Origin of the sequence: Paenarthrobacter sp. 22069, assembly GCF_052046035.1 — a bacterium.
Classification (GTDB): Bacteria; Actinomycetota; Actinomycetes; order Actinomycetales; family Micrococcaceae; genus Arthrobacter.
Window position 1 is genome coordinate 251634 of the sequence record NZ_JBQEQF010000002.1, and the last position, 24645, is coordinate 276278.

Consider the following 24645-nt stretch of genomic DNA (forward strand, 5'->3'; position numbering starts at 1 on the left):
GGGCGACTTCCATTACGGCTGCTTCATCCCTTAATGGTGAAGATTGGTTTCCTGCTCCATGTCAAAGCTGACACGCCACGCCTCCATAGAGACCAGATCAGTAAGGGCTGAACGATAGTCCGCCGCCAAGCTGTCCCAGTTCCTGTAGAGCGCTGCGTGCTGGAGGGCAGACTCCTTAAGCATCTCTTTCAGTTTCCTGGGATCGCGCTTATACCAAGAGGCGGCGGTCCCCTCGGCGTTGGACACTACGACCGAATCGAACTGCGCCGTACGGAACCACCTGTTGTCCACATGGGCAAGGTAACCCTGGGGTCGTTCGAGCGAGTCCGCGGAGGGCTGCTTGAGCAACTGCCGGGCCACTGTCTTCAGGCCCCACTTGACCATGTCCTTCTTGGCGGGCATCTGGCTGTCGGCCTGCCCCGACGGTCCCGCTCCCAGGGGAGGTGCGGGGAAATCCTCTACATCTTCACGCAGCTGCGCATCAGGAAAGGAATCCCGCAGCTTGTTGATGCTTTCGAGCTTGGTGGCGAGGGACGGATGGAGGTGGGACGGACCAGTCATCAGGTCCGACCTCGCCGTCAGCCGGTTGCGGACAGTGAAGTACTGAAGCGAAACAAGGTGCTTCACGTCTTCCTGGAAAGATTCCCGCAACACGGAACCGCCCTTCGGCTGGGGGCTGTGGAGGAGGGCAGTTATCAGGCGGTTCCGGTTATGGAAATATGCCTGCCAGCCAACCAGGTCGTCCTTATCAATCCACGAGATGTGCCAGAGCGCCGCGCCGGGGAAAGAAACAGTCCGGTAGCCGGCAGCCCGGGCGCGGAGCCCATATTCCGAGTCGTCCCACTTAATGAACAAGGGCAGCGGAAGGCCGATGTCGCGTATAACCGAAGTGGGTACCAGGCACATCCACCAGCCGTTGTAGTCGACGTCGACCCGCCTGTGCAGCCACGGCGTCTGGCGGAGGTTGGACACGCTGAAATCGTGCCGCATCTGCATGTCCTGGTGAGGCTGGCTTGGTGAGAACCGCCGGGAGTCGATCGTCTCGCCCATTGAATACAGCGTGCTGCGGCTGTACAGATCGAACATGTGGCCGCCCACGATAGTGGGCTTCCGGCACCGGCCGGAGAAGGCCATCATGCGCAGGATACTTTCCGGCTCCATCACGACGTCGTCATCAAGGAGCAGAACGTAGTCGCTGCCGTTTTCCACGGCTTCATACATGCCGCGGGCGAACCCTCCGGAACCACCCAGGTTCGCCTGGTTGATGACCCTAAGCTTGGGACCGATGAGGCCTGCCACTTCGGCAAAGCCTGGTTGGTCGGCAACCTTATCCGTGCCCTGATCAACAATCAGCACTTCCTGTGCCAACTCGAGCGCTTCCGGGTGTTCTGCCAGGGCACGGACGTTGGCGAGGCAGAAGTCCGGCTTGTTCATGGTGGTGATCTGAATGGTCACCGTTTCGGCTGCTCGTTCTGCTGGCGTCCCCTCCCAGCGGGCCTCGCCCAAGATAAGGTCGCCGCGGCTTGAGGCCACGTCGAACCAATACCATCCGCCGTCACCAAAGGGTTTGATGGAAAGATTGAATTCGGTTCTTGCGTCACCGTCGACCCGCTTTCCATCGACACGTTGGATGTTTCCGCGGGCGTTTGATTTATATACGGTGATGGACCCGTGGCCGGAGGTTTCAACCACCAGACGAACTTCGCGCAGGTGGGTCCATCTGCGCCAGTAGCTGGCAGGAAAGGCATTGAAATACGTCCCCAGCGAGATTTGCTCTCCTGAACGCACGCGGAGGGAATAACGGGACAGAAGGTCGTCGAAATGCACCTCCCGTTGGCTGGAGCCAACAAGTTGCAGTTTTTCCTCTGCCCGTTTGGGATTCCGCGCCGACTCGTCACTTTCCCGGAAGCGTATTCCTGCTGCCGGGCCGGGGTCCGCATAGAGCGACATCGTGTCCACTCCGGACTCGGGCGGGAATATCACCCGCTGGAGTGTCGCCCAGTCCGGCGAACCGATCATGCGTCGACTCCCCCGCTTTCAAGCTGCACGCCGCTTTCGAAGTGCGGCCGGATCTTGTTATCGAACATGCTGAGCGCCGAACCGATGGCCATGTGCATGTCCAGGTATTTGTATGTGCCCAGACGGCCACCAAACAGGACGTCCTTTTCCGCCGCGGCCAGGTCGCGGTATTTGAGCAACCGCTCCCTGTCCGCAGAGGTGTTGACCGGGTAGTAGGGCTCGTCGCCCTTCTCAGCAAAACGCGAGAATTCGCGCATGATGATCGTCTTCTCGGTCTGGTAGTCACGCTCGGGGTGGAAGTGGCGCGGTTCGATAACGCGCGTGTAGGGGACGTCGTCATCGTTGTAGTTCACAACGGACGTGCCCTGGAAGTCACCCATGTCCAGGACTTCTTCCTCGAAGTCGATGGTGCGCCAGGAGAGGTCGCCCTCGGCGTAGTCGAAGTACCGGTCCACCGGACCCGTATAGACCACCGGGATGTTGCCCACGACTTTGTTCTTGCTGTACTCGTGCGACTCATCGAAGAAGTCGGTGTTGAGCCGGACCTCGATGTTGGGGTGCTCCGCCATCTTTTCGATCCAGGCGGTGTAGCCGTTGGTCGGCAGGCCCTCATACTTGTCGTTGAAGTAGCGGTTGTCGTAGTTGTAGCGAACGGGCAACCGGGAAATGATGCCTGCCGGCAGATCCTTGGGGTCGGTCTGCCACTGCTTGCCGGTGTAGTGCTTAATGAAGGCCTCATACAGCGGGCGGCCGATCAGTTGGATGCCCTTGTCATTCAGGTTTTGCGGATCGGTGCCTGCCAGTTCCCCGGCCTGTTCCTGGATCAGCTCACGGGCCTGTCCCGGGGTCAGGTTGGCGCGGAAAAACTGGTTGATCGTGGCCAGGTTGATCGGCAGGGAGTAGACCTCGCCCTTGTGTACGCCGTAGACCTTGTGGACGTAGTTGGTAAACGTCGTGAACCGGTTGACATACTCCCACACGCGCTCATTGGAGGTGTGGAAGAGGTGCGCCCCATAGCGGTGCACCTCGATTCCGGTCTGCTCTTCCTTTTCGCTGTAAGCGTTTCCGCCTATGTGGTGGCGCCGGTCGAGGACAACGACCTTCAGGCCCAGTTCGGTGGCGGCCTGCTCTGCGATTGTCAGGCCAAAAAAGCCGGACCCTACGATGACAAGGTCAGCGGTCACAAAATCTCCTGGTTCGAATGCGGGCAGCGCAATGGTGCGCATTGTCTGCTGCTCTAGCCTACCCGAGGGACTGTGCGGCCCGTCGAATCAGGCCTCGTGTGATGCTGCACACGAGCTTGCGGCTTTATCCACATACGGCGCGATGCGGCTGGGACGTGCTTCACCCCTTGGTTAGCGTGTGGGTACAAGTACGAAGGACCCCAACGCATGACGCTTAATTGCACCCTGGTCGCTGGCCCGGGATCCGGCCTGCAGCCATCACTGGAACTGTCCATCGATGTTCCCGGGGGCACACCCGGCCACGCGATACATGAACAGTTGGTGGGCAAGTTCGGCGCGGGCGCCGTCACAGTCGATGGCGAGGACCTGCGTTCCCTCGTCGTCGGCGTTCCTCCCCTTGTTGAGGCGGCGGTGCTCGTCGACAGCGGGTCCGCGCCTGCCAGCACACGGAGCCGGCGCCGGGTTGATGAAGTTGCCGCGACACTGGCCCTTACCGTGGACAGCGGAGCTGCAGCGGGAACGGTCATGCCGCTTCGCCGTGGCAGCTACAGCATTGGCCGCAGCGGTACGCGGATCGTCATTCCGGACCCTGAGCTCTCCCGTGAACATGCACGCGTCGTCGTCACGGACACGGACATCATCCTGATAGACCTGGACAGCGCCAACGGCACCTTTGTCGACGGCGAAAGGATCCGCAATGCCGTCATCACCACCGACTCCAGCATCAGGTGCGGGCAGTCCTGCTTGTCACTGGTGTTTGCCGACCTGCCGGGAAGGGTTCTTGAAGACGCGGGCAAGTCGGTCGCGCAACCTATCGTGGTCCGAGGCCGGGTCGACCCGGGCAACCGCCTGGTCCTGCTTCTGACGGCCTTGCTCCCGCTGGCCATTGGAATACTGCTGGCCGTGTTCACAGGTATGTGGATGTTCCTGGCATTCTCTGCTGCTTCGGTATTTTCCGTCCTGATACCGGCTGCCAGCGGACGCCGCCAGCGGCGGGAATTGTCGCTGGCGGTACGGGACGCTGTCCGGAAAGACAGGGACCGACGACGGCGGTCCGCACCTTCCCTTCCCCTGGTGGCACTTGCGGCCGCGGAAGCTGCAGGGACGGGCAGTTCCGACCCCGGCGACGGCGTCTGGTTGCGGCTTGGACTGGCAGAACAGGCGGCGAACGTGCGAATTGAAGCAGCAGGCGGCGATAAGCCCGTTCCCTCGGCCGGCATGGTGCCTGTCCTCCTCGACCCCGCACGTCCGTTAACCACTGTGGTCGGCCTGCGCGTTGCCGTTAATGGCAGCATCAGGTCACTGCTCATGCAGCTGGCGGGGTACCCGGCCGGGTGCAGGACGCATGTCCTGGTCCATGGGCTCCCGGAAGACCTGCCACTCGCCGCCCGGTTTCTTTCCGGGGTGACTCTGACCTCAGGAACTCTCGCGGGTGTGGACGCAGTTAAGGGCAAACTTCCCCAAGGCCGCGAGCGCGGAGTCCTTTTGCTGTTGGGAGAAGGCTCTACGGCGGCCGGGAACCCGGTCCGTGAAGCGGCCATTCAGCAGGGGTGGCGCGTTCTTCACTTCCTGCCTTCGGAGGGTGAGTGGCCTGAAGCCGACGTCCTGTTGTCGAACCGGAATTCGGTCCTGCGGCTGGATGGCCACCAAACCGGCTTCGTCGCTGACCTTGCGCCGGAGGATGTGTTCACCAATTTCTGCCGGTCGCTGGCAGGTAGCAGGCGCTGGAATGCGGAACAATCGAATTGTTTTCCCTCGTCCTGCAGCCTGGACGACATCCTGCCCCTGACGGCCGGCGCCACGGTCGAACGGTGGAACATCAGTGGGCGGGACGACAGACTGGCGGTACCTGTGGGCGTCAGCGCGGCCGGAACCAGAACGGTGGATCTCCAGTCCGATGGGCCGCACCTCCTGGTTGCGGGCACCACCGGTGCTGGAAAGTCCGAGCTCCTCCGGAGCTTCACGCTTGCACTGGCAGTGAGCTACCCGCCCGAGCGGGTCAACTTCTTCTTCATCGATTTCAAAGGAGGTTCGGGACTTGGCCCCCTCAGCGGGCTTGTCCACTGCGTTGGGCTGCAGACGGACCTTTCTGTTCCGGAACTGGAGCGGACACTGACGTCACTTCGAGCCGAAGTCCAACTGCGGGAGAGACGCCTTGCTGCGGCGGACGTTCCCGACATCTCCACGTACCGAAACACGCCGTGGGCACACGAACTTGTCCTGCCGCACTTGGTCATCGTTATTGATGAGTTCAGGATGCTCGTTGATGAAGCTCCGAAGGCCCTCCGTGAACTGATGCGCGTAGCATCCATTGGACGGTCGCTGGGCATCCACCTGGTCATGGCAACCCAGCGGCCACAAGGAGCCTTGACAGCCGACATCCGTGCGAACGTCACCTCCAGCATCGCCCTTCGGGTGCAGTCCGACATGGAATCGGTCGACATCATCAACTCCAGGGCGGCGGCCGCCATCAGTGTCGACACCCCCGGTCGGGCTTTCCTGGCCCGCGGGACGGAGCCGCCTGAGGAGTTCCAGGCGGCGTCCCTCGCTTCCGCGGGCGCGGGATCCCAACTGCCGGGAGTCGCCGTCCACCTGACAACGGAATACCTCACCCGGGGGCCGAACCACCCCGCCATTGCTGCACCCACTCCAGTGACTCCGGCACAGGCCGTGGAACCGCTGTCAGCAATGGTGAGGAGTCTTTGTGCTGCCCGGGACACGCCGGCTCCGAGGAGGCCTGTCGCTCCTCCCCTGCCGACGGAACTGGACGAAAGTGCTCCGGACGATCCGGCCGGTTCTGCAGTCCCTGGATGGCGGTGTCCCCCGCCCGTGGACTCGTGTGGCCAGGTAACGCTTGGCTTGATGGATTTACCTGCCGAACAACTGGTAAAACACTTGGGTTGGCAGCCTGGTGTCCATAGCCACGCGGCCTTCATTGGCAGCCCTGCTTCCGGCGCCGGAGGATCCTTGGAAATGACCATTGGACGGCTGATGGCGAGTCCCCGGGAAGCGCATTTCTACTTCCTCGACGGCACTGGAAGCTTCTCGGAGCTCGCCCGCGAAAGCCGGACAGGTGCGCATGCGGTAATCCACGATCTTCGGCGAGGGGTACGCGTGCTGGAGCGACTTGTCGAGGAACTGGGCCGGCGCCTGGCCCAGCCAGCGACTGTGCGCGTACCTCTCACCGTCGCCATTTCCGGTTGGGGCTCCTGGGTTGCCGCTTTCCGGTCCGGGCCGTTGGCCTGGGCGGAAGACCTGGTCCAGGACCTCGTCCGCGACGGCGCCATGGCTGGAATTACCCTGTTGCTGTCGGGAGAGCGGGAGCTGGTTACCGCCAGATTCTTCGCCGCCATTCCAAACCGCTTCTACTTCCCGGCTGGATCCACAGAGGAAAGCCGCGCACTGTGGCCCAGGATGCCTGCCACTGCGGGAGTCGAAGGCAGGGCTGTGGCCTTCGGCCCCATCGCTGGAGGTGGCCCCGCTGTCTGCCAGTTTTACCGACGTCCAGCCCGGGACGGCGGTGACGTGAACACTGCCAAACACCCGAGGGCCTCGTCGCCCCCGTTTCGGGTGGATCCCCTACCCGCCCTCATCACGACAGGACAGGTGGCAGCCTTGGCGGCATTGACGTTGGCACAGCCTTCAACGCCGCCGGACAAGGCGGTATCGCGACCTTTGGACGGGAAACCACGTCGCAGCGGTGGAAGCAGCGCGTCAGGCCAGGTCCCGGGAGACCGCAGGCATCATCAGGAGGTCATCCTGGGTGTGGCCGGGGACGAGGCGGGCGCAGTCTCCGTCCGGCTTCCGCGTGGGGGCGTCGTCGCGGTTCTTGGCAACCCCGGAAACGGCAAGAGCAACACCCTGCAGGCCTTGGTGGCGCTTAATCCTGAACAACCGTGGTGCATGCCTTCTGAATCTCCGGAGTCCACGCCAGACTGTTGGGGTGACCTGCTCCTGCAGGCTCAGGGAGGCGTGCTGCCACGGGACGCAGTGCTGCTCGTGGATGACGTCGACCTGCTTGGCCCGCCCGCGTGGAGGGCGCTGGAGCAGTTGAACGCCTTGGGCCATTCGCTCGTGGTTGCCGCCGCCTACAGCCCCGCACTTATCCAACGTGTTCCACTCATGATGGGCGCGAGGACTTCAGGGGTCGGACTGCTGCTTGGCCCTCGATCCTCTGCCGACGGGGACTTCTACGGGGTCCGCTTCGAAGTGGAGCCACACTCCCCGCCGGGAAGGGGTGTCCTCATTTCTTCCGGCACTTCCCAAGCGCTGCAGGTGGCCTGGGCAGGCGCGGAAGAAAAGGCTTCCGGGACCGGCTAAGGGCTCATACTTCCCGCCCGCGGAACAGCGCTCCGACTAGTCTTCCGGGCTGGTTGGAAACATCAACCGGCCACTGCGGCACCTCAGAGGGTGGGAGGTGCGCTACCTGTCCGGGAGGCGTGGTTGATCACCTTGTTGGAAAACAAAAAGACAATCGCGACGACCGCCGGAACCAGCATTGCCAGCCCGGCCAGGACCAGCCCGCTGGTCAGGGCCGGCACTCCAATGGTCAGGACGAACAATTGTGCCACCAACGCAGCGGCCCGGGTCCAGCGGTACCCACGGTAAAGAAAGACAGCCACAGCGAACAGCCAGGCCGAAAAGGCCAGCAGGAGGCCGAGGGTGAAGACAGCGCCCCAGAACGACAGGACAGGGCTTCCCGAGACCAATTCGTATGCATACCAGCCCGCAGCAGCGAGAAGTGCGGTGGCCTCAGCAGCCGCCACAAGGGACACCACCTTTGCCGCACCGGGGACAGCGGCCGGCCGGCCACCGTCCTGATGGTCCGGCCCGTCAGGGCTGTCGGGAGAAGATGCACTGCCTGCTGGTTCTGCGGGGGGTCTTGACACACTGGCACCCTACCGGACATAGTCTGACACTGGTGAGGGCAGGAGCCGGCACTGTGATGCATCGCTCAGGTTTCGAGGGATATCGTGCGTTCTTACCCCTTGTTTACACAGCGTTAACATGACAGGCTTGATGCAGATGACCAAGGGGGCCCCAGAGGGCCCTTTTCCTTTGTAGCCACTAGTGAATAATTTCACAAAGGCACTTCCCAGAAATGGAGCAACTGATCAGCATGGATTGGCGTAACCGCGCAGCGTGCCTCGACAAGGACCCGGAACTGTTCTTCCCCGTTGGAAACACAGGCCCTGCCCTCCTGCAGATCGAGGAAGCCAAGAGCGTCTGCCGCCGGTGCCCGGTTGTGGACACCTGCCTGCAGTGGGCCCTTGAATCCGGCCAGGACGCGGGCGTATGGGGCGGTATGAGTGAAGACGAGCGCCGCGCCCTCAAGCGCCGCGCTGCCCGTGCCCGCCGCGCCTCCTAGCACGGCCAGCCACACGTAAACCTCCCGGACATGGCCCAAAGCCAATCGGCCGGACATCGCAAAGACCCCGGGACATCCCACACTGGATTGTCCCGGGGTCTTTCGTTGGCTTAGCCGCTGGTAACTCGGCTGTGGTCTCCGGAATCAGGCAGAGGCCACGCCTGGCCGGTGCCTACTTGCCCGCCAGGCTGAGCCGGATCTTGACCTCGGTCCCGCCGCCGTCGCGGCGTTCCCACGTGATGGTGCCGCCCAGTTCGCTGGTTACCAACGTGCGCACAATCTGAAGCCCCAGCCCCTCGACGTGCGGAGTCTGCGGTAGTCCCACGCCGTCGTCGGCGATGGTCACTGTCAGTTCTTCACCGTCTTCCGCCTCAGACCGGTCAGCAACCAGCCACACTGTTCCTGCCCTGCCCTCAAGCCCGTGCTCAACCGCGTTGGTGACCAGTTCGTTGATGACCAACGCAAGCGGCGTGGCCAAATCGCTGGGAAGCTCACCGAACGTTCCCGAACGCTCGGTCCTGACCTGTTGCGACGGCGACGCCACCTCAGCCGACAGGCGGAACTGGCGCCCAATCAGCTCGTCAAAATCAACGCTCTGGGTCAGGCCCTGCGACAAGGTTTCGTGGACCAGGGCAATGGTCGCAACCCGGCGCATGGCCTGCTCCAGCCCCTGCTTCGCCTCATCGCTCACCATGCGCCTCGACTGCATCCGCAGGAGCGCAGCCACGGTCTGGAGATTGTTCTTGACCCGGTGGTGGATCTCCCGGATGGTGGCATCCTTGGTCACCAGCTCCATCTCACGCCGTCGCAGCTCAGAGACGTCCCGGCAGAGAACCAGCGCACCAAACCGCTGCTGTTCATCCCGGAGCGGAATCGCCCGCAGGGACAGGCTCACTCCACGGGACTCAATCTCGCTGCGCCACGGCATACGTCCGGTAACCACCAGCGGCAGGGTCTCATCAACCATGCGCCGGTCCTTCAGGAGGCCGGCGGTTACCTCCGCAAGCGAGCGTCCCTCCAGGGATTCGCCGTCACCCAGGCGCCGGAAGGCAGAGACGCCGTTGGGGCTCGCGTACTGCACCACGCCGTCGGCATCGAGCCGGATCAGCCCGTCCCCCACACGGGGCGCACCCCGCCGGGACCCGGTGGGCGAGGCAAAGTCAGGCCACAGCCCCAGCGTTCCCATCCGAAGCAGGTCGTAGGCGCACTGGCGGTAGGTCAGCTCCAGCCGGGACGGCATTCGCGAGCTGGACAGGTCCATGTGGGTGGTGACCACGGCAAGGGTACGGCCGTTCCGGACCATGGGGACGGCCTCCACCCGCAACGCCATTTCGCTGTTCCAGTTCGTTTCACTGGAGCGCTCGATGGACTTGCTGTGCCAGGCCTTGTCCACCAGGGGCTTCAGGTCGGAGCGGATCCCCTCCCCCACAAAGTCGCTATGGAAGGCGGTATGCGTGGTGGAGGGGCGCACGTGGGCCAGGGCAATATAGCCAAGCTCAGGGTGGGGGAACCACAGCGCCAGGTCCGCGAACGCAAGGTCAGCGACCATCTGCCAGTCCCCCACCAGGAGGTGCAGCCATTCGGCATCGCCCGGCCCGAAATCAGCATGTTCCCTGATAGGGTCCGTAAAGATTGCCACTGCACCTCCATTTGCGACGCCGCACCGCTAGCGCCGGACGATTGACCTCAAGAGCCTCAATGCTACCGACAGTGAAGCCATGTCGTCGGCCTCGAGCGCATTCACCTCATCGAACATGCTCTTCGCCCTGCCCAACTGCTCGGCATTCTGCCCTTCCCAATCCTTGAGCCGCGCCTCGGGCGCGTCCGTGGCGGAGGTGGCGTCCAGCACCGCCGTCGTTATGTCCGAGACGGTGGAGTACAGGTCATCCCGCAGGGCCGCGCGGGCCAGGGCCTGCCACCGGTCCTGCCGGGGCAGGCTGCTGATCCGTTCGAGCAGGGAATCCGCGTGGAACCGGTTAAAGACGGTGTAGTAGACGGCAGCGATGTCCTCGACGCGGTCCTTCCGTGTCCGGGCAATCTTGGCGACATCCAACAGCACGAAGCTTTCGAACAGCTCCGCCCAGCGCAGCGCGAGGTTCTCGGGAAGGTTCCATTCGCGTCCCTTCTCCAACCATTCGGCCACCCGCTGCCGGTCATCGCCACGCAGGTAGTCCAGGAGGCGGGCGCGCATCGGATCCATCAGCGGCTTGAACTCGCCCACCACGTCCGCGATGGGGCGCGACACGCTTTCCTGGCTCAACAGCCACCGCACTGCCCGGTCGAGAAGCCGGCGGATGTCCAGGTGGACCGTGCTCCAGTGCTCGGTGGGGAACGAAGCAGGCAGGCTGTTCAGTTCGGCCACCATCGCATCGAGCTCATAGACCTCCCGCAGCGCCACGAAAGCCTTCGCGACAGCCACTTCGCTGGCCGATGTCTCCTCCATGACGCGGAAGGCGAACGTGATTCCACCCAGATTGATCATGTCGTTGGCCACCACGGTGGCAATGATTTCCCGGCGCAGCGGGTGGGTATCCAGCTCCGCGTCAAAACGTTCACGCAGCTGGTGCGGGAAGTAGGAACGCAACGTGTCCCGGAACCAGGGGTCATCCGCGAGGTCGCTGTCCCGGAGCGCCGAGGCAAGCTCGATCTTGGCATAGGCGGCCAGCACCGACAGCTCGGGAGAGGTGAGGCCCTGCCCTTGCTGCAGCCGTTCGCGCAGGACTTCTGTGGTAGGCAGCGCCTCCAGGTCCCGCTTCAGGTCTGCGCTCTTCTCCAGCCAGTCCATGAGCCGTTCATAGCTGGGGCTCCATTCCGCCACCCGGGTCCGGTCGTTCAGGAGCAGGATGTTCTGGTCGATGTTGTCTTCGAGGACCAGCCGGCCGACCTCGTCTGTCATGGATGCAAGGAAGTCTGCGCGTTCGGCCTCAGGCAGCTTGCCCGCGGCGACCATCCGGTCCACGAAGATCTTGATGTTCACTTCGTGGTCGGAGCAGTCGACGCCGGCCGAGTTGTCGATCGCGTCGGTGTTCAGGATGACCCCCTGCAGGGCAGCTTCAATGCGTCCGCGCTGGGTCATGCCCAGGTTGCCGCCTTCACCGACCACTTTGACCCGCAGGTCCCGGCCGTCGACACGGATCGCATCATTTGCCTTGTCGCCCACAGACGCGTTGGTCTCCGAGCCCGCCTTGACGTACGTCCCGATTCCGCCGTTGTAGAGAAGGTCTGCCGGTGCCAGCAGGATGGCCCGCAAGAGCTCGGGCGGACTCAGTTCGGAAGTCTCCGCGGACAGCCCCAGCGCGCTCCGCACCTGCGGGGATAGCGGAATGGACTTGGCTTGCCGGGCAAAGACCCCGCCGCCTTCACTGATCAGCGACTTGTCGTAGTCGTCCCACGAGGACCTGGGCAGCTCGAACAGCCGCTGCCGCTCCACAAAGGAAGATTCCTCGTCCGGGTTGGGGTCCAGGAAGATATGGCGGTGGTCGAACGCGGCCAGGAGGCGGATGTGCCGGGAGAGCAGCATGCCGTTGCCGAAAACGTCCCCTGACATGTCTCCCACACCCACCACGGTGAAGGGTTGCGTCTGCGTGTCCAGATCCAGCTCACTGAAATGCCGCTTGACCGATTCCCAGGCACCCCGGGCGGTGATGCCCATTGCCTTGTGGTCGTACCCCACCGAGCCGCCGGAAGCGAAGGCGTCGCCCAGCCAGAACCCGTACTCCGCGGACAGGCCGTTTGCGATGTCCGAGAACGTCGCGGTTCCCTTGTCCGCCGCGACCACAAGGTAGGAGTCGTCGTCGTCATGCCTCACAACGTTCGACGGCGGGACGAGCCGCTCGCCGCCGGCTTCGGTAACGAGGTTGTCAGTCAGGTCCAGCAGCCCGCGGATGAAGGTCTTGTAGCTTTCAACCCCTTCAGCCATCCAGGCTGCCCGGTCGACTGACGGGTCCGGAAGCTGCTTGGCGAAGAAGCCACCCTTCGCCCCGGTGGGGACGATGACGGCATTCTTGACGGTCTGCGCCTTCACCAGGCCCAGGACCTCGGTGCGGAAATCCTCGCGCCGATCGGACCAGCGGAGGCCGCCGCGGGCGACCTTGCCGAACCGCAGATGGGCACCCTCCACCCTCGGGGAGTAGACCCAGATTTCGAACATGGGCCGCGGGAATGGCAGCCCTTCAATCTGTGCCGGATCCAGCTTGAAGCTCAGGTGTGGCTTGTCCTGGTAGAAGTTGGTGCGGAGGGTGGCCTCGATGAGGTTGACGAAGGTGCGCAGGACGCGGTCGGCGTCGAGGGTGGCAACTTTCTCGATGGACACTGCCAGTTCCTGCCGGACGGTCGTCTGGGCTTCCCCGCGGCCGCCTTCGCCGATGGCGGGATCAAAGCGGGCGGCAAAGAGTGCCGTCAGGCCCCGGGTCACATCCGGGTTGGCCAGGAGGGTGTCCGCCATGAAGCCGAAGGAGCTGCTGTTGCCCATCTGGCGCATGTACCTGGCGTAGGCCCGAAGCACCGTGATCTGGCGCCAGTGCAGGCCTTCGCGCAGAACCAGGCGGTCAAAGCTGTCAGATTCGGCAGCACCGGTGACCGCCGCACCGAATGACTCGGCAAGGAGCTCACCCGTGGACACCGGATCCACCCCGGCCGGGTACTTCAGCCCCAGGTCATAGAGGAAGAAGTCCCGGTGGTCGGCTGTTTCGATTTCGAAGGGGCGTTCATCAAGGACTTCAAGTCCCAGGTTGTGGAAGTACGGCAGGATCTGGCTCAGGCTCTTGGGCTCCAGCATGTAGAGCTTGACCCTGGCGTCTTCCTCCAGCGTGGCGCCGGCCCCCTCAGGAAGGTACACATGGACGCCGGGCCGGTCCTGACGGGCGCCGGTGTTCCTCTCGGCGGCCGCACCGTACTTCTCGAAGCGGGAGATGTCTTCCAGCGCGTCTTCGACTTCGTAGTCCACCCGGTAGCTCGCGGGAAACGCCTCGGCCCAGATGGCGGCGAGCTGCTTGGCTTCGGCCGGGTCCCGCCCCTCACGCAGTACTTCCGCGATGCCTTCGCTCCAGGACCGTGCCGCGCGGACCAGCCGCTTTTCCAGTTCGTCGCTGTTGACGTGGCTGACGTCGGCGTCCTTGGGCAGCCGGATGCGGAAGAACAACCGTGCGAGGGCTGATTCGGTCATGCGTGCCTCGTAGTCGATCGACACCGCCTGGAACGTCTCGCGGAGTTCCTGCTCGATACGGAGCCTAACGTTTGTGGTGTACCGGTCGCGGGGCAGGTAGACCACAGCGGACATGAACCGTCCGTAAATGTCAGGCCTCAGGAACAGCCTGGTGCGCCGCCGTTCCTGCAGCTTCTGAATACCGAGCGCCGTTGCCGCCAGATCGGGAATTTCGATCTGGAACAACTCATCACGGGGGTAGGTCTCCAGGATTCCCAGGAGGTCCTTGCCGGAGTGCGAGTCCGGTGGGAAGCCTGCGCTCTGCAGCACGGCGTCGACCTTTTCCCGGACGATGGGAATGTCGCGGACGGATCCGGCGTAGGCGCTGGTGGCGAAGAGTCCGATGAAGCGCCGCTCGCCGTTGACGTTGCCTGCGGCGTCGAAACTTTTGACGCCAATGTAGTCCAGATAGGCCGAACGGTGAACCGTGGAACGGGAATTGGCTTTGGTGATCACAAGGGCGCGCTTTTCCCGCGCCTTCTTGCGGCCGGTGTCGGTAAGGTGCTGGATGTGCGGGGAGTCGGCGGCCGCCCGCAGCAGCCCCAGGCCGCTGTCCTCACGCAGTTCCAGGACGTCCTCGCCGTCGACGTTGAGCAGGTCGTATTCCCGGTAGCCGAGGAATGTGAAGTTCCCGTCGTCCAGCCAGCGGAGCAGGTCCTTGGCCTGCCGCAGCTCTACAATCTGCGCCGAATTTGCCACCTGGTCCAGGCTTTCGGAGATCTCCAGTGCCTTTTGGCGCATCTTGGACCAGTCCTCGACGGCCGCCCGGACATCCTTCAGCACGCGGGTAAGGCCTGCGAGGAGCGATTGCTTGGCGTCGTCGGACACGCGGGAGATTTCGACGGCGATCCAGGACTCCATGTGCGAGGCGTCTTCACCCTGCGCGATCAGGTGGGAAAGGTTGGGCATGGCTGCCGTATCCCCGCTGGAGATTCCCAAGTGCGCGGGAACCCGGTTGACCTTGACCAGTTCACCGGTTTCGCGGTTCCGGGTAGCGACGAAAAGCGGGTGGACCACCAGCTTGATGGCGGCGTGCTGGCGCACGAGCTCGGCGTTGACAGAGTCGACGAGGAACGGCATATCGTCTGTGACGACAAAGATGACGCTGCTGTCCTCTTCGTCGTTAATCGAGATCTTCGCCTGTCCGGGCTGCCGGACAGCCGCCGCGGCCCGGTGCTGGCTGGCCCGCGCCTCAAGGACATCGCGGGGGTAGCTTCGGGCATCCTCCTCAGCCAGGTGCTGGTAGTAGTCCCCCATGAAGCCTTCAAGGCCTTCAATGGAGAGGGGCTGGTCCTCCACGCTGGATCCAGACGACATCGACAACGCCTCCATATGAGATATTCGCCGCACCTTTGCAGCTCTTATGGCGAGCCTAGTCGTTTGCCCTTCACCGTGGTGTGGAAGAAAATACAGAGGATTTCGCTTTTCGCTGGCCGGATGCACAAACCAAGGCTCGGATCGCACTTCTCAGCGGAGACTCCGGGCAGGCTTCGAGAAGGAGCGAGCCAGCCAGGAGGGCTGCATCCGCGGCTGCGGGATCGTGGGGAATGAAGGCGGAAAGCCCGGTGGCCGGTCCGTATCGTTCCCATGCGTCCCGCAACTGCCGCTCCGGGCCCCGGCCCACGGCGGAGGCCCGCACCTTGTTCATGACGACAGTCGGTGACGCCTGGGGAACTGCCGCCTCCAGCTCAGCGAGACCGCGAACCATGCGGGGAACACCCACGGGGTCCGCGGCACCAACAGCGTAGACCGTGTCCGCCAGTTCCAGGGGGCGCAGTGTGGCAGCATTCCTCCGAGGCGCCATCGTGTCGAAACTCAGTTCCTCATCCGCCTCCAGGCAGAACCCGGTGTCGACCACGACCACGTCGGCCACCTGCCGGGCTCGTTCCAGGACCAGCGACAAGGCGGCGGCCCGGAGTTCCGTCCAGCGGTCTGCCCGGGTTATGCCCGTTAACACCCGGAATGTGCCGGAGGACGTGGCGACTCTGGTTGCCACCTTGCGGAGGCCATCGGCGTCCAGCAGACCCTGGTCGGCAAGCCTGCACGCCTGGGCCAGGCCGGCTGACTCATCCAGTAATCCAAGCACGGCCGCGACGCTGGCGCCGTAAGTGTCGGCGTCGATCAGCAGAACGTCCTGCCCCTCCGCCGCCAACTCGCCGGCGATGTTCACCGCGATCGTGGTTCTTCCCGGGGACCCCGCCGGACCCCAGACGGCCACGACCTTTCCGCTTCCGGAACTCTCCGTGCCAGGATCCGGCTCCACGGGTTTCGTAACCAGGGCAGCGCCGGTGTCAGAACCTGCACTTAGGCCTGTTGGGCGGATGGCTCCGGTCAGCTGCGCCACAGCCTCAGCGATCCTGTCCGACAGCTGGGCGGACTCAACCCCAGTCACAGCGGAGGCAACACCGATCTTCCGGAGCCGGGCTGCCTCCTCTGCGCTGTCAGTCAACGCAACCACCGCAACGCCAACAGCCCCAAGGCGGTCCACCAGGGAGGCGGTCAGTCCCTCGGACCCCTCAGCCACCACTGCGGCCCTGGCCAGGCCACTTTGGCAGGCCGCGAGCAGCTCGGGAAGTTCCGCGCACCTTCGCACCACCGTGACCGGACCATGCAGCCTCTCGAGTCCGCCCACCAGATCCTCGCGGCTTTGCCCCACGGTGACGACGGGGATGCTCACTTGGCTCCACCCGGGTTCCACACAACGGAGATCTTCGCCTCATTGGCCTGGGCACCCAGCAGGGCAGGCATCTGCTTGTCATCCACCAGGACCATCAACACCGTGCTCTTTGAGGACCCAAGGGCAGTGGACCCGCTGGCAACCTCAGCGATTTCGGCCCCCGGGAGAATGAGTTTGGGTTCACTGAACCCGTTTTTTGCATCCGGCTGGGCGACCCAGACATCGACGCGGGCTCCCGCGACGGCCTGCGACGGCAGCGTCTGCTCAATATTGAGGGCGACAGGTTTCCGGTCCAGCTCGTCGACCTCACCGAGGCTTGCCCGTGGAACCAACTGGTCCTTGGCGATCCTTTGCATGGCCACGACGCCCTGCGGCAGGCCCGACTCGACGGTGATGTAGTGCTGTTCGGTATCGCCAAGCCGCACTTTAGCCCGGACGACGTTCTCCTGCGTCAGCCGTTCTCCGACCCCGATTCCCTCCCGCGCCGCATAAACCTCCGTGGTGCGGTCTGCGCTGCCAACGAGGTAGATGACACCAGCGACGGACACCAGGACCAGGAGAACGCCCACCAACAGCCGGGGATCCCTCCACGAGGGCCGTTTAAGCCGTGCTGCAGTGGCATTTGCATCTGGAACCATACCGTTCTCCCCCTAGGCATCCCGGACCTCCACCCAGTGGCCCGGTTTCCTCATTGTTGCCGCAAGGCCCCCTGAACAAAAGTCATTTTCTTAAATGCCGCCAAACTGTGGATAACAGCCCCAAAATGCGTCATTTGGTGGCAAAATAGGTGCATGCCAAGGTTCCTCACCCTCGCGGATGTCGCGGAGCAGCTCCAGATCAACTCGCCTGCCGCTTACGCCCTGGTCCGCAGCGGCGAGCTCAAGGCCATCCAGGTGGGCGGCCGCGGCCAATGGCGCGTCGAAGAGAAGATGCTGGAGCAGTACATCGAGGAACGCTATGCCGAGGCCAGCCGCATGATCCGGGAATCGCGCTCCAAGTCGGTCTAGCCCGCCGCTGTGGCGCCCGATTTGTTCGATCTGACCATCGCCACCACGGCGAACGGGATGGCTGATACCTGGCCCACACTGCTATTTCTTCGCGCCTCGCCCGGTATCACGGCGGCCAGGTCCAGGTGATCGCTCCCGACCCGGTCGATGACGCCCGCCAGCCGCGTGGTTCCGGCTCCGCCACCGATCGTCACCACCAGCTCTGCGCGGTCCCGCGCCAGGCCCCGCAGCGAGTGGGCAAGTCCGAGTGACCGGCGGACACGCGACTTCTCTGCCCGCACATGCCTGCCCAGCCCTGTATAGCGCGCTGCGGCCCAGTAGGGAATGAGCACTTGGTGCTGGCCTTCGTCCAGCACCAGCGCGTCCGCACCCGCATGCACCAGCTCCCCCTGCACCGAATCACCGCAGAGCAGGTGGACGCCGATCCTGCAACCGATCGTTGCCCGGAGCCGGTCTTCAAGCGGCAGGCCGACCATCTCGGCCCGTGCCCGCTCATTGACCTCCGTCTCGAGGGCCAGGCGATCGATCTCCGCCAGCTGGCTTTCCATGTCGTTGAAGAGTGCATCCCAGCGCATCCCGTCAGCGTAGGGTCCCCTTGTCCGACCGTCAACGCCCGCAATTTTTCTCTACAACGTCTGGACAAACATCCGACGCTGCGCTCAGACTGTTCAAACAGCAGCAAACTGCATCAAAATGCATCGAAAGAGGAAAAATGGCAGGTTTCGTTGGCGGAAGATGGTTCGATGCAGCCATGGCCCTGGCAGTGCTGGCACTGGGCATTCTGCTTTGCCTCCTCGGGGCGGGCCTTCTCACACATTGGAAGGTATCCGCGGCACATCACCACGAGGCGTCAACCGATGTCCTCCTGGCAGCAGCATCAGCGGCCGCAGGCCTTGCCCTGCTGCTGTGGTGGACCATCTCGATCCTGGGCGCCGGAGCAGCAGTCCTGCTGGAACATCTGGGGGAGCACGGCGCTGCCGCGGCCGCACGCAAGCTCTCCCCCGCCTTCATGCAGCGGGCCGTGGTTGCCGTCCTGTCGCTCCAACTCGTCACGGGTGTTGCGGCACATGCGGCACCGGTTCCACCGACGCCCGAATGGACGCCCACCCAGGCACGGTCATCCTCGCCGTCAATCCCTGCGGAAAGCCCGGATGGAGCCGGGTACGGCGGACGCGGCATGTCCGCGGGCAGCAATGGCCAGCCACAGTTCGTCCCGGAGTGGAAACCATCAGCAAGCTGGGAAGAACCGGACCCGGAACCGGCAGGAACAGGCGCCGGCCCACAACAGGCCTCCACGCTTGACCCTGGATGGCAGCCTGCTGTCCAGGTGGTTGAGCCCGGTCTGCTGGTCGCACCCCAAACCAGGACCCTCCCGGATACCGGCGTTGCCGGCCCGGGCGGCAGCTCAGGGGAAGTCGCAGTTCTCGCCGGCGACACGCTGTGGGACATCGTGGCGAACTACCTGGGCCCCGAAGCGTCGGATGTGGACATCGCTCTCGAATGGCCCCGATGGTACGCCGCCAACCGTGCGCAGATCGGCGGAAGTCCCGATGTCCTGTTGCCCGGCCAGGTCCTCCAGGCACCCACAGCTCCCTACCGCTAAGAACTCCGGCACGTCCACCCACAGCCGGCCGAACCAACCAGACGAAAACGCCAGCCAGCTCAACACAGCCAATCAACCAAGGGGAACACCATGACCGCAGTGACACCTGCACGGGCCGGCCGGGGGCTGGCCGCCGACACCAGGGATGGCGGGAGGAGCATCGGAAGCAAGGCAACTGCGTCCACAGCACCGAAGCCGCCAGATCAGTCGGCCGGGACCGTGCTGGCGCCGCTGCGGCCCGTCAGCGAGGCCGCTGAAGTCCGCGCCATCACGCGCGGCACGGTTCAGGCCTCCATGGAGGTCCTGGCCGGAATCCGTCCTGTCCACCAGTTGGCGCGCCGGCTGGACCCGCGCTGCCTGGCAGCGCTGCAGCACCGGGCGGCACTGATCAGGCGCGAACTTACCAGGACCGGCAATCCTGCCCTGGCCCGGCTCCACCGGAATTCAACAGTCCGGTGCGTACGGGTCTGCGAGGTGGCTGACGGAATCTACGAAGCCAGTGCCGTGGTGGTGGATGATGTCCGTGCCCGCGCCGTCGCTGTCCGGCTTGAGCGCAGCAAGCAAGTCTGGCGGATCGTTGAACTCGTCATTGGCTGAGCCACCGGTGGTGTGCACGGCTGCAGAGGGAAGCAGGCAGGGCAGGGACGATACCGTCCCTGCCCTGCCTGCTGTTGCCGGTAACTTACCGGCGTCCTGCTAGCGCTTCTTTTTCTTGCCGGTCCGCTTCGCTGCGTCCTGTGCAGCTGCCTTGGCGGGGTTTCCTGAACGGCCGGCCCCCTGGCGGGTTTCCACCCGGGTCTGGGTTCCACCGCTCTCACTGGGGGCGGTGTACTGCAGCTGGGCCGGCTTCTCCGGCGCTTCCAGACCGGCGGCGTGAACCTGCGGATCGACATGCTCGGTGTGGCCACCGGAAGCGTCCTGGACGACGACGTCCTGGGCAGGAGTTACTTCCACTTCAAGGTTGAAGAGGAACCCAACACTCTCCTCGCGGATGGCCTCCATCATGCTCTGGAACATGGCGAAGCCTTCACGCTGGTACTCCACCAGCGGATCGCGCTGCGCCATGGCGCGCAGGCCGATGCCTTCCTTGAGGTAGTCCATCTCGTAGAGGTGTTCCTGCCATTTGCGGCCGATAACCGAAAGCACCACACGGCGTTCGAGTTCGCGCATACTTTCGGAGCCAATGGTTTCCTCACGGGCCTGGTACACCAGGCGGGCATCCGAGAGGATCTCCTCCTTGAGCATCTCGACCGTCACCCGGGACTTCCCGCCGGCTTCCTCGATGATCTCTTCGGCTGTCAGGCTGACCGGGTAGAGAGTCTTCAAATTCGCCCACAGCTGGTGGAAGTCCCAGTCGTCGCCGTTGCCTTCTGCGGTTGCGGCGTCGATGAGGGCGGTGATGGTGTCCTCCACGAAGAACTGGACCTTCTCGTGCAGGTCATCGCCCTCGAGGATGCGGCGGCGGTCGCTGTAAATCGCTTCGCGCTGGCGGTTGAGGACGTCGTCGTATTTCAGGACGTTCTTGCGCTGCTCTGCGTTGCGGCCTTCCACCTGTCCCTGGGCGGAGGCGATGGCACGCGACACGAGCTTGGACTCGAGCGCGACGTCGTCCGGGACGGAACTGTTCATCAGCCGTTCGGCAGCCCCGGAATTGAAGAGCCGCATGAGGTCATCGGTGAGGGAGAGGTAGAACCGCGATTCGCCGGGGTCGCCCTGGCGGCCGGAACGGCCACGAAGCTGGTTGTCGATACGCCGGGATTCGTGGCGCTCGGTGCCCAGCACGTAGAGGCCTCCGAGGTCCAGGACTTCCTCGTGTTCGTCCTTCACGGCCTGCTTGGCTGCTTCGAACGCGGCTGGCCAGGCGGCTTCGTACTCTTCGGAGTTCTCCTCCGGGTCAAGCCCGCGCGTGGCGAGTTCTGCCACTGCTGTGAACTCGGCATTGCCGCCCAGCATGATGTCGGTGCCGCGCCCAGCCATGTTAGTGGCTACGGTGACCGCGCCCTTCCGGCCCGCCTGGGCAACGATGGCAGCTTCACGGGCATGGTTCTTGGCGTTCAGGACCTCGTGGCGGACGCCTTCCTTTGCGAGGAGCTTGGAGAGGTACTCACTCTTCTCGACGCTGGTGGTGCCCACGAGGACGGGCTGGCCCTTTTCGTGCCGTTCGGCGATGTCCCGCACGACGGCGTCGAACTTCACGACCTCGTTCTTGAACACGAGGTCCGGCTGGTCGATGCGCTGCATGTCGCGGTTCGTGGGGATGGCCACAACCCCAAGCTTGTACGTGCTCATGAACTCGGCCGCCTCAGTCTCGGCGGTGCCCGTCATGCCGGAAAGCTTGCTGTACATGCGGAAGTAGTTCTGCAGTGTGACGGTGGCCAGGGTCTGGTTCTCCGCTTTGATCTCGACGCCTTCCTTGGCCTCGATCGCCTGGTGCATGCCCTCGTTGTAGCGCCGGCCTGCCAGGATGCGGCCGGTGTGCTCATCGACGATCAGCACTTCACCGTCCAGGATGACGTAGTCCTTGTCCCGCTTGAACAGTTCCTTGGCCTTGATGGCATTGTTCAGGAACCCAATCAGGGGGGTGTTGGCGGACTCATAAAGGTTGGAGATGCCCAGGTAGTCCTCGACCTTTTCGATGCCGGTCTCCAGGACGCCGACGGTGCGCTTCTTCTCGTCGACTTCGTAATCCTTGCCGGATTCCAGCCGCAGGACTACCTTGGCGAACTCGCTGTACCAGCGGTTGGTGTCCCCTTGCGCCGGGCCCGAGATAATCAGCGGCGTCCGGGCTTCATCGATGAGGATGGAGTCCACTTCGTCGACGATGGCGAAGTTGTGGCCGCGCTGGACCAGTTCAGTCCTGTCCCAGGCCATGTTGTCGCGCAGGTAGTCGAACCCGAATTCGTTGTTGGTTCCGTAGGTGATGTCGGCAGCATACTGCTGGCGGCGGACGGCCGGATCCTGGTTGGCGAGGATGACGCCGCTGGTAAGGCCAAGGAAGCGGTAGACCCGGCCCATAAGTTCGGACTGGTATTCGGCGAGGTAGTCGTTGACCGTGACAACGTGGACACCTTTGCCGGTCAGGGCATTGAGGTAGGCGGGAGCAGTCGCCACCAGGGTCTTGCCCTCACCGGTTTTCATTTCAGCGATATTGCCAAGGTGCAGGGCAGCGCCGCCCATCAGCTGGACGTCGAAGTGGCGCAGCCCCAACGTACGGGACGACGCTTCCCGGACGGCGGCAAACGCCTCGGGAAGCAGGTCGTCCAGCTTCTCACCGTCCCGGTGGCGTTCCCGGAGGCGGTCCGTCTCCTCACGGAGCTCAGCGTCGGTAAAGGTCTTAAATGAGTCTTCAAGGGCATTGATGGAATCGGCATAGTTCCGCAGTTGCCGGAGTGTCTTCTTGTCACCCGTACGGAGGATTTTTTCGATAAGTGATGCCACGTGAAGTTGCTCCCAGTTTGATGCCGCCGAATTCTGGCGTGTTCAGTCTACGGGAGAGACACCTTGGCGGTGCCCCTTTTCCCTGAGAGCGATACGCCCTAGAGGCGCAGGAGTTCCTTCGCCAGCCCCGCGGACAAGTCCCCTGCGGGCCCTACCTGCACGTCGGGCAGGCCAAGCCATTGCGCCATCAGGGCCAGCTCTGCAGCGAGTTCGACGGCGGTGTCCGCCGGCGCGTCCGGCTCAGCAAAGGCGGATCTGACCAGCAGCCGGCTGCCAGTCCGGTCCGCTTTGAGGTCCACCCTGGCCACGATGCGGTCACGCAGCAGGAAAGGCAGGACGTAGTAGCCGTAGCGCCGCTTGGCCTCAGGCGTGTAGATCTCGATGCGGTAATGGAAGCCGAACAGTTCCAACAGCCGCCGGCGCTCAAAGACCAGGGAATCGAAGGGGCTCAGGAGTGCACGGCCGGTGGCCTGCCGCGGCAGCGCTGACTCGACATGCCGGAAGACGGGCCGCCCCCAGCCCGCCACGTTGACCGGTTCCAGCCTGCCTTGCTCCACCAGGTGCTCGACAGCTTGTGTGGTTGCTTTGACGGGCGCGCGGAAATAGTCGGCGAAGCAGCGGATGGTGCCGATTCCGTGGGCCTGGGCCGCAGCGTCGGTCAGTCGCCGGAGCGCAGCTGCCGGGTCCACGTCCGCTGTCGGGACAAGCGCGGGCGGGAGGACTTTGGCGGTCAGTGTGTACCTGCGTTCGAACTGCCCGGTCCGTGAAGCCGCCGATACGAGGCCCGCTTCGAAGAGGTGCTCCAGAACCCGCTTGACAGCGTTCCAGTTCCACCCCCAGTTGTCAGTCTGCCTTTCCTCGACGTGCCCGATGCGGTTGGTCAGCTCAGAGGCGGTCATGGGCCTGGACCGGGCAAGGACCTCCAGGATTTTGCCCTCCACCTCGCTGCGCAGCACGGGGTCCAGCCGGGACGCACCCACCCAGGACCGCTTCTGCCATAACAGGAGGTCCTGGTAATGCTCCGGCCGGATGTAGCTTGCTTCGTGCGCCCAGTATTCGAGCATGCGGCGTGGGTGGCTGCCCGCCATGCGCTGCAGGATGTCCCGGTCGTAGTTTCCAAGGCGTGAATAGAAGGGCAGGAAGTGGCTGCGGACCAGGACATTCACGGAGTCGATCTGGACGAGCTGCAGACGGGCAAAAGTCCGGCCCACCGCCCGTGCTGTCACGGGGCCGGTGGGCCGTCCTTTGTGAAGTCCCTGCGCTGCCAGCGCGATCCGCCGTGCCTGGTCAAGGCTCAGCGTTGCCGACAATTCAGTCCTCTCTGGCGGTGGTGAAGTCCACCCTAAGCGTTGGCGGCGGCGTCGTCCGAGCGGTAGGCAAGGACCTTCTCCTCAATGACGGTGTCACCGGGCTCGCATTCGTGGTCGAGGGTGATCACTCCATAGGTCCAGCCGCGCCGGCGGTACACGACGGAGGGCGTGTTGGTCGCTTTGTCCACGAAGAGGTAGAAGTCGTGGCCGACGAGCTCCATGTTGTCCACGGCGTCGTCGAGGGAAAGTGAGGCCGCAGGAAAGACCTTGCGCCGGATAAGGACCGGGGAGTTACCGGCGGGAATGTCGTTTTCGACGTCGTAAGGGGATGTGTCTTTGGGGGCCTGCGCAGTTTCGTCCCGGTGGTTCGCTTCAAGGTACAGCGGTTCGTGGGCGCTGGCGGGCTCAAGCGACGCTGTTGCTTCGCGGACGGCCTTGGGGGTGTGGCGGCCGTGGTGGACCTTCTTGCGGTCCTTGGCCCGGCGGAGCCGCTCAAGCAGTTTGTTGTAGGCGAGGTCAAAGGCGGCAAATTTGTCTGCGGCACTGGCTTCGGCACGAATCACGGGCCCACGGCCCAGTACTGTCACTTCGACGGTCAGCTGGTCGCCGGTTTGCCGGGCATTGGTCTCCTTGGAAACTTTCGCGTCGACCCTCTGGACCTTGTCGCCCAGCGATTCGATCTTTGCGATTTTTTCCCCGGCATATTCGCGGAACCGGTCTGAAACAGTCAGATTTCGTCCGCTGATCATAAACTCCATGGTGCCCTCCAAATGACTTCGGTGACACGACGGCGGCGCTTCCTTGGGCCGGGCTGGCTTGACAGTCGAGCCCCTCTC

General features: G+C 63.8%; 16 protein-coding genes. 5 read left to right on the forward strand and 11 right to left on the reverse strand.

Annotated features, from left to right (window positions below; translation table 11 throughout):
- Nucleotides 1-30 precede the first annotated feature (30 nt).
- Both ACTJK0_RS02670 and glf read right to left on the reverse strand, forming a co-directional pair.
- A complete protein-coding gene (locus tag ACTJK0_RS02670; RefSeq protein ID WP_440744130.1) occupies nt 31-2019 on the reverse strand; it encodes a glycosyltransferase in 1989 nt (662 codons plus the stop codon).
- Nucleotides 2016-3203 carry a UDP-galactopyranose mutase gene (glf, locus tag ACTJK0_RS02675; protein ID WP_440744131.1) on the reverse strand — a complete coding sequence of 396 codons (1188 nt, stop codon included), beginning with the start codon at nt 3201-3203 and terminating at the stop codon, nt 2016-2018. Before glf ends, ACTJK0_RS02670 begins: the two co-directional genes overlap by 4 nt.
- A gap of 207 nt (nt 3204-3410) precedes the next feature.
- Here glf and ACTJK0_RS02680 point away from each other — a divergent pair, with 207 nt between their 5' ends.
- Nucleotides 3411-7523 (forward strand): FtsK/SpoIIIE domain-containing protein, encoded by a 4113-nt coding sequence (locus ACTJK0_RS02680; protein ID WP_440744132.1) that lies wholly within the window; start codon nt 3411-3413, stop codon nt 7521-7523.
- 83 nt (nt 7524-7606) lie between these two features.
- Here ACTJK0_RS02680 and ACTJK0_RS02685 read toward each other — a convergent pair whose 3' ends face one another.
- Nucleotides 7607-8092, reverse strand: a complete 486-nt coding sequence (locus tag ACTJK0_RS02685; protein WP_110541118.1) for a hypothetical protein — start codon at nt 8090-8092, stop codon at nt 7607-7609.
- A 230-nt stretch (nt 8093-8322) separates the two neighbouring features.
- On the opposite strand from ACTJK0_RS02685, the gene ACTJK0_RS02690 reads away from it, so the two are divergent.
- The gene (locus ACTJK0_RS02690) at nt 8323-8571 is read left to right on the forward strand and encodes a WhiB family transcriptional regulator (RefSeq protein ID WP_003804966.1); all 249 of its coding nucleotides are present in this window, start codon (nt 8323-8325) and stop codon (nt 8569-8571) included.
- Nucleotides 8572-8743: 172 nt separating this feature from the next.
- Here the strand turns inward: ACTJK0_RS02690 and ACTJK0_RS02695 are convergent, their stop codons facing one another.
- The 4 genes from ACTJK0_RS02695 to ACTJK0_RS02710 form a co-directional block, all read right to left on the reverse strand.
- The gene (locus ACTJK0_RS02695; protein ID WP_110541119.1) at nt 8744-10210 is read right to left on the reverse strand and encodes a PAS domain-containing sensor histidine kinase; all 1467 of its coding nucleotides are present in this window, start codon (nt 10208-10210) and stop codon (nt 8744-8746) included.
- A gap of 27 nt (nt 10211-10237) precedes the next feature.
- Nucleotides 10238-15091, reverse strand: coding sequence for an NAD-glutamate dehydrogenase (locus tag ACTJK0_RS02700; protein WP_440744133.1), 4854 nt, complete (start codon nt 15089-15091; stop codon nt 10238-10240).
- A 70-nt stretch (nt 15092-15161) separates the two neighbouring features.
- A complete protein-coding gene (locus tag ACTJK0_RS02705; RefSeq protein WP_440744134.1) occupies nt 15162-16451 on the reverse strand; it encodes an AAA family ATPase in 1290 nt (429 codons plus the stop codon).
- The gene (locus ACTJK0_RS02710; RefSeq protein ID WP_110541122.1) at nt 16448-17089 is read right to left on the reverse strand and encodes a hypothetical protein; all 642 of its coding nucleotides are present in this window, start codon (nt 17087-17089) and stop codon (nt 16448-16450) included. The genes ACTJK0_RS02705 and ACTJK0_RS02710 overlap by 4 nt, the downstream gene beginning before the upstream one ends.
- Nucleotides 17090-17242: 153 nt before the next feature.
- Between ACTJK0_RS02710 and ACTJK0_RS02715 the strand changes: the two genes are divergently transcribed.
- Nucleotides 17243-17458, forward strand: a complete 216-nt coding sequence (locus tag ACTJK0_RS02715) for a helix-turn-helix domain-containing protein (protein WP_110541123.1) — start codon at nt 17243-17245, stop codon at nt 17456-17458.
- On the opposite strand, the gene ACTJK0_RS02720 is transcribed toward ACTJK0_RS02715, so the two are convergent.
- Complete coding sequence (locus tag ACTJK0_RS02720) at nt 17455-18033, reverse strand: hypothetical protein (protein ID WP_110541124.1); 579 nt, start codon at nt 18031-18033, stop codon at nt 17455-17457. The two genes, ACTJK0_RS02715 and ACTJK0_RS02720, sit on opposite strands and share 4 nt — an antisense overlap.
- A gap of 137 nt (nt 18034-18170) precedes the next feature.
- Here ACTJK0_RS02720 and ACTJK0_RS02725 point away from each other — a divergent pair, with 137 nt between their 5' ends.
- The gene (locus ACTJK0_RS02725; protein WP_440744135.1) at nt 18171-19061 is read left to right on the forward strand and encodes a LysM peptidoglycan-binding domain-containing protein; all 891 of its coding nucleotides are present in this window, start codon (nt 18171-18173) and stop codon (nt 19059-19061) included.
- A gap of 90 nt (nt 19062-19151) precedes the next feature.
- Complete coding sequence (locus ACTJK0_RS02730; protein WP_440744136.1) at nt 19152-19658, forward strand: Rv3235 family protein; 507 nt, start codon at nt 19152-19154, stop codon at nt 19656-19658.
- A gap of 99 nt (nt 19659-19757) precedes the next feature.
- Here the strand turns inward: ACTJK0_RS02730 and secA are convergent, their stop codons facing one another.
- The 3 genes from secA to hpf all read right to left on the reverse strand — a co-directional run bounded on the left by secA (nt 19758) and on the right by hpf (nt 24567).
- On the reverse strand, nt 19758-22499 hold the full coding sequence (secA, locus tag ACTJK0_RS02735; RefSeq protein WP_440744137.1) for a preprotein translocase subunit SecA: 2742 nt from the start codon (nt 22497-22499) through the stop codon (nt 19758-19760).
- Between the two features lie 98 nt (nt 22500-22597).
- A complete protein-coding gene (locus ACTJK0_RS02740) occupies nt 22598-23809 on the reverse strand; it encodes a winged helix-turn-helix domain-containing protein (RefSeq protein ID WP_440744138.1) in 1212 nt (403 codons plus the stop codon).
- A 32-nt stretch (nt 23810-23841) separates the two neighbouring features.
- On the reverse strand, nt 23842-24567 hold the full coding sequence (gene hpf, locus ACTJK0_RS02745) for a ribosome hibernation-promoting factor, HPF/YfiA family (protein ID WP_110541128.1): 726 nt from the start codon (nt 24565-24567) through the stop codon (nt 23842-23844).
- Nucleotides 24568-24645: the final 78 nt, after the last annotated feature.

Excerpts from the sequence above, each read along its gene's own strand:
- ACTJK0_RS02670 (WP_440744130.1), bottom strand. The coding sequence starts at position 2,019 with ATGATCGGTTCGCCGGACTGGGCGACACTCCAGCGGGTGATATTCCCG.
- ACTJK0_RS02680 (WP_440744132.1), top strand. The coding sequence starts at position 3,411 with ATGACGCTTAATTGCACCCTGGTCGCTGGCCCGGGATCCGGCCTGCAG.
- ACTJK0_RS02690 (WP_003804966.1), top strand. The coding sequence starts at position 8,323 with ATGGATTGGCGTAACCGCGCAGCGTGCCTCGACAAGGACCCGGAACTG.
- ACTJK0_RS02700 (WP_440744133.1), bottom strand. The coding sequence starts at position 15,091 with ATGTCGTCTGGATCCAGCGTGGAGGACCAGCCCCTCTCCATTGAAGGC.
- ACTJK0_RS02710 (WP_110541122.1), bottom strand. The coding sequence starts at position 17,089 with ATGGTTCCAGATGCAAATGCCACTGCAGCACGGCTTAAACGGCCCTCG.
- ACTJK0_RS02715 (WP_110541123.1), top strand. The coding sequence starts at position 17,243 with ATGCCAAGGTTCCTCACCCTCGCGGATGTCGCGGAGCAGCTCCAGATC.
- ACTJK0_RS02720 (WP_110541124.1), bottom strand. The coding sequence starts at position 18,033 with ATGCGCTGGGATGCACTCTTCAACGACATGGAAAGCCAGCTGGCGGAG.
- ACTJK0_RS02725 (WP_440744135.1), top strand. The coding sequence starts at position 18,171 with ATGGCAGGTTTCGTTGGCGGAAGATGGTTCGATGCAGCCATGGCCCTG.
- ACTJK0_RS02730 (WP_440744136.1), top strand. The coding sequence starts at position 19,152 with ATGACCGCAGTGACACCTGCACGGGCCGGCCGGGGGCTGGCCGCCGAC.
- hpf (WP_110541128.1), bottom strand. The coding sequence starts at position 24,567 with ATGGAGTTTATGATCAGCGGACGAAATCTGACTGTTTCAGACCGGTTC.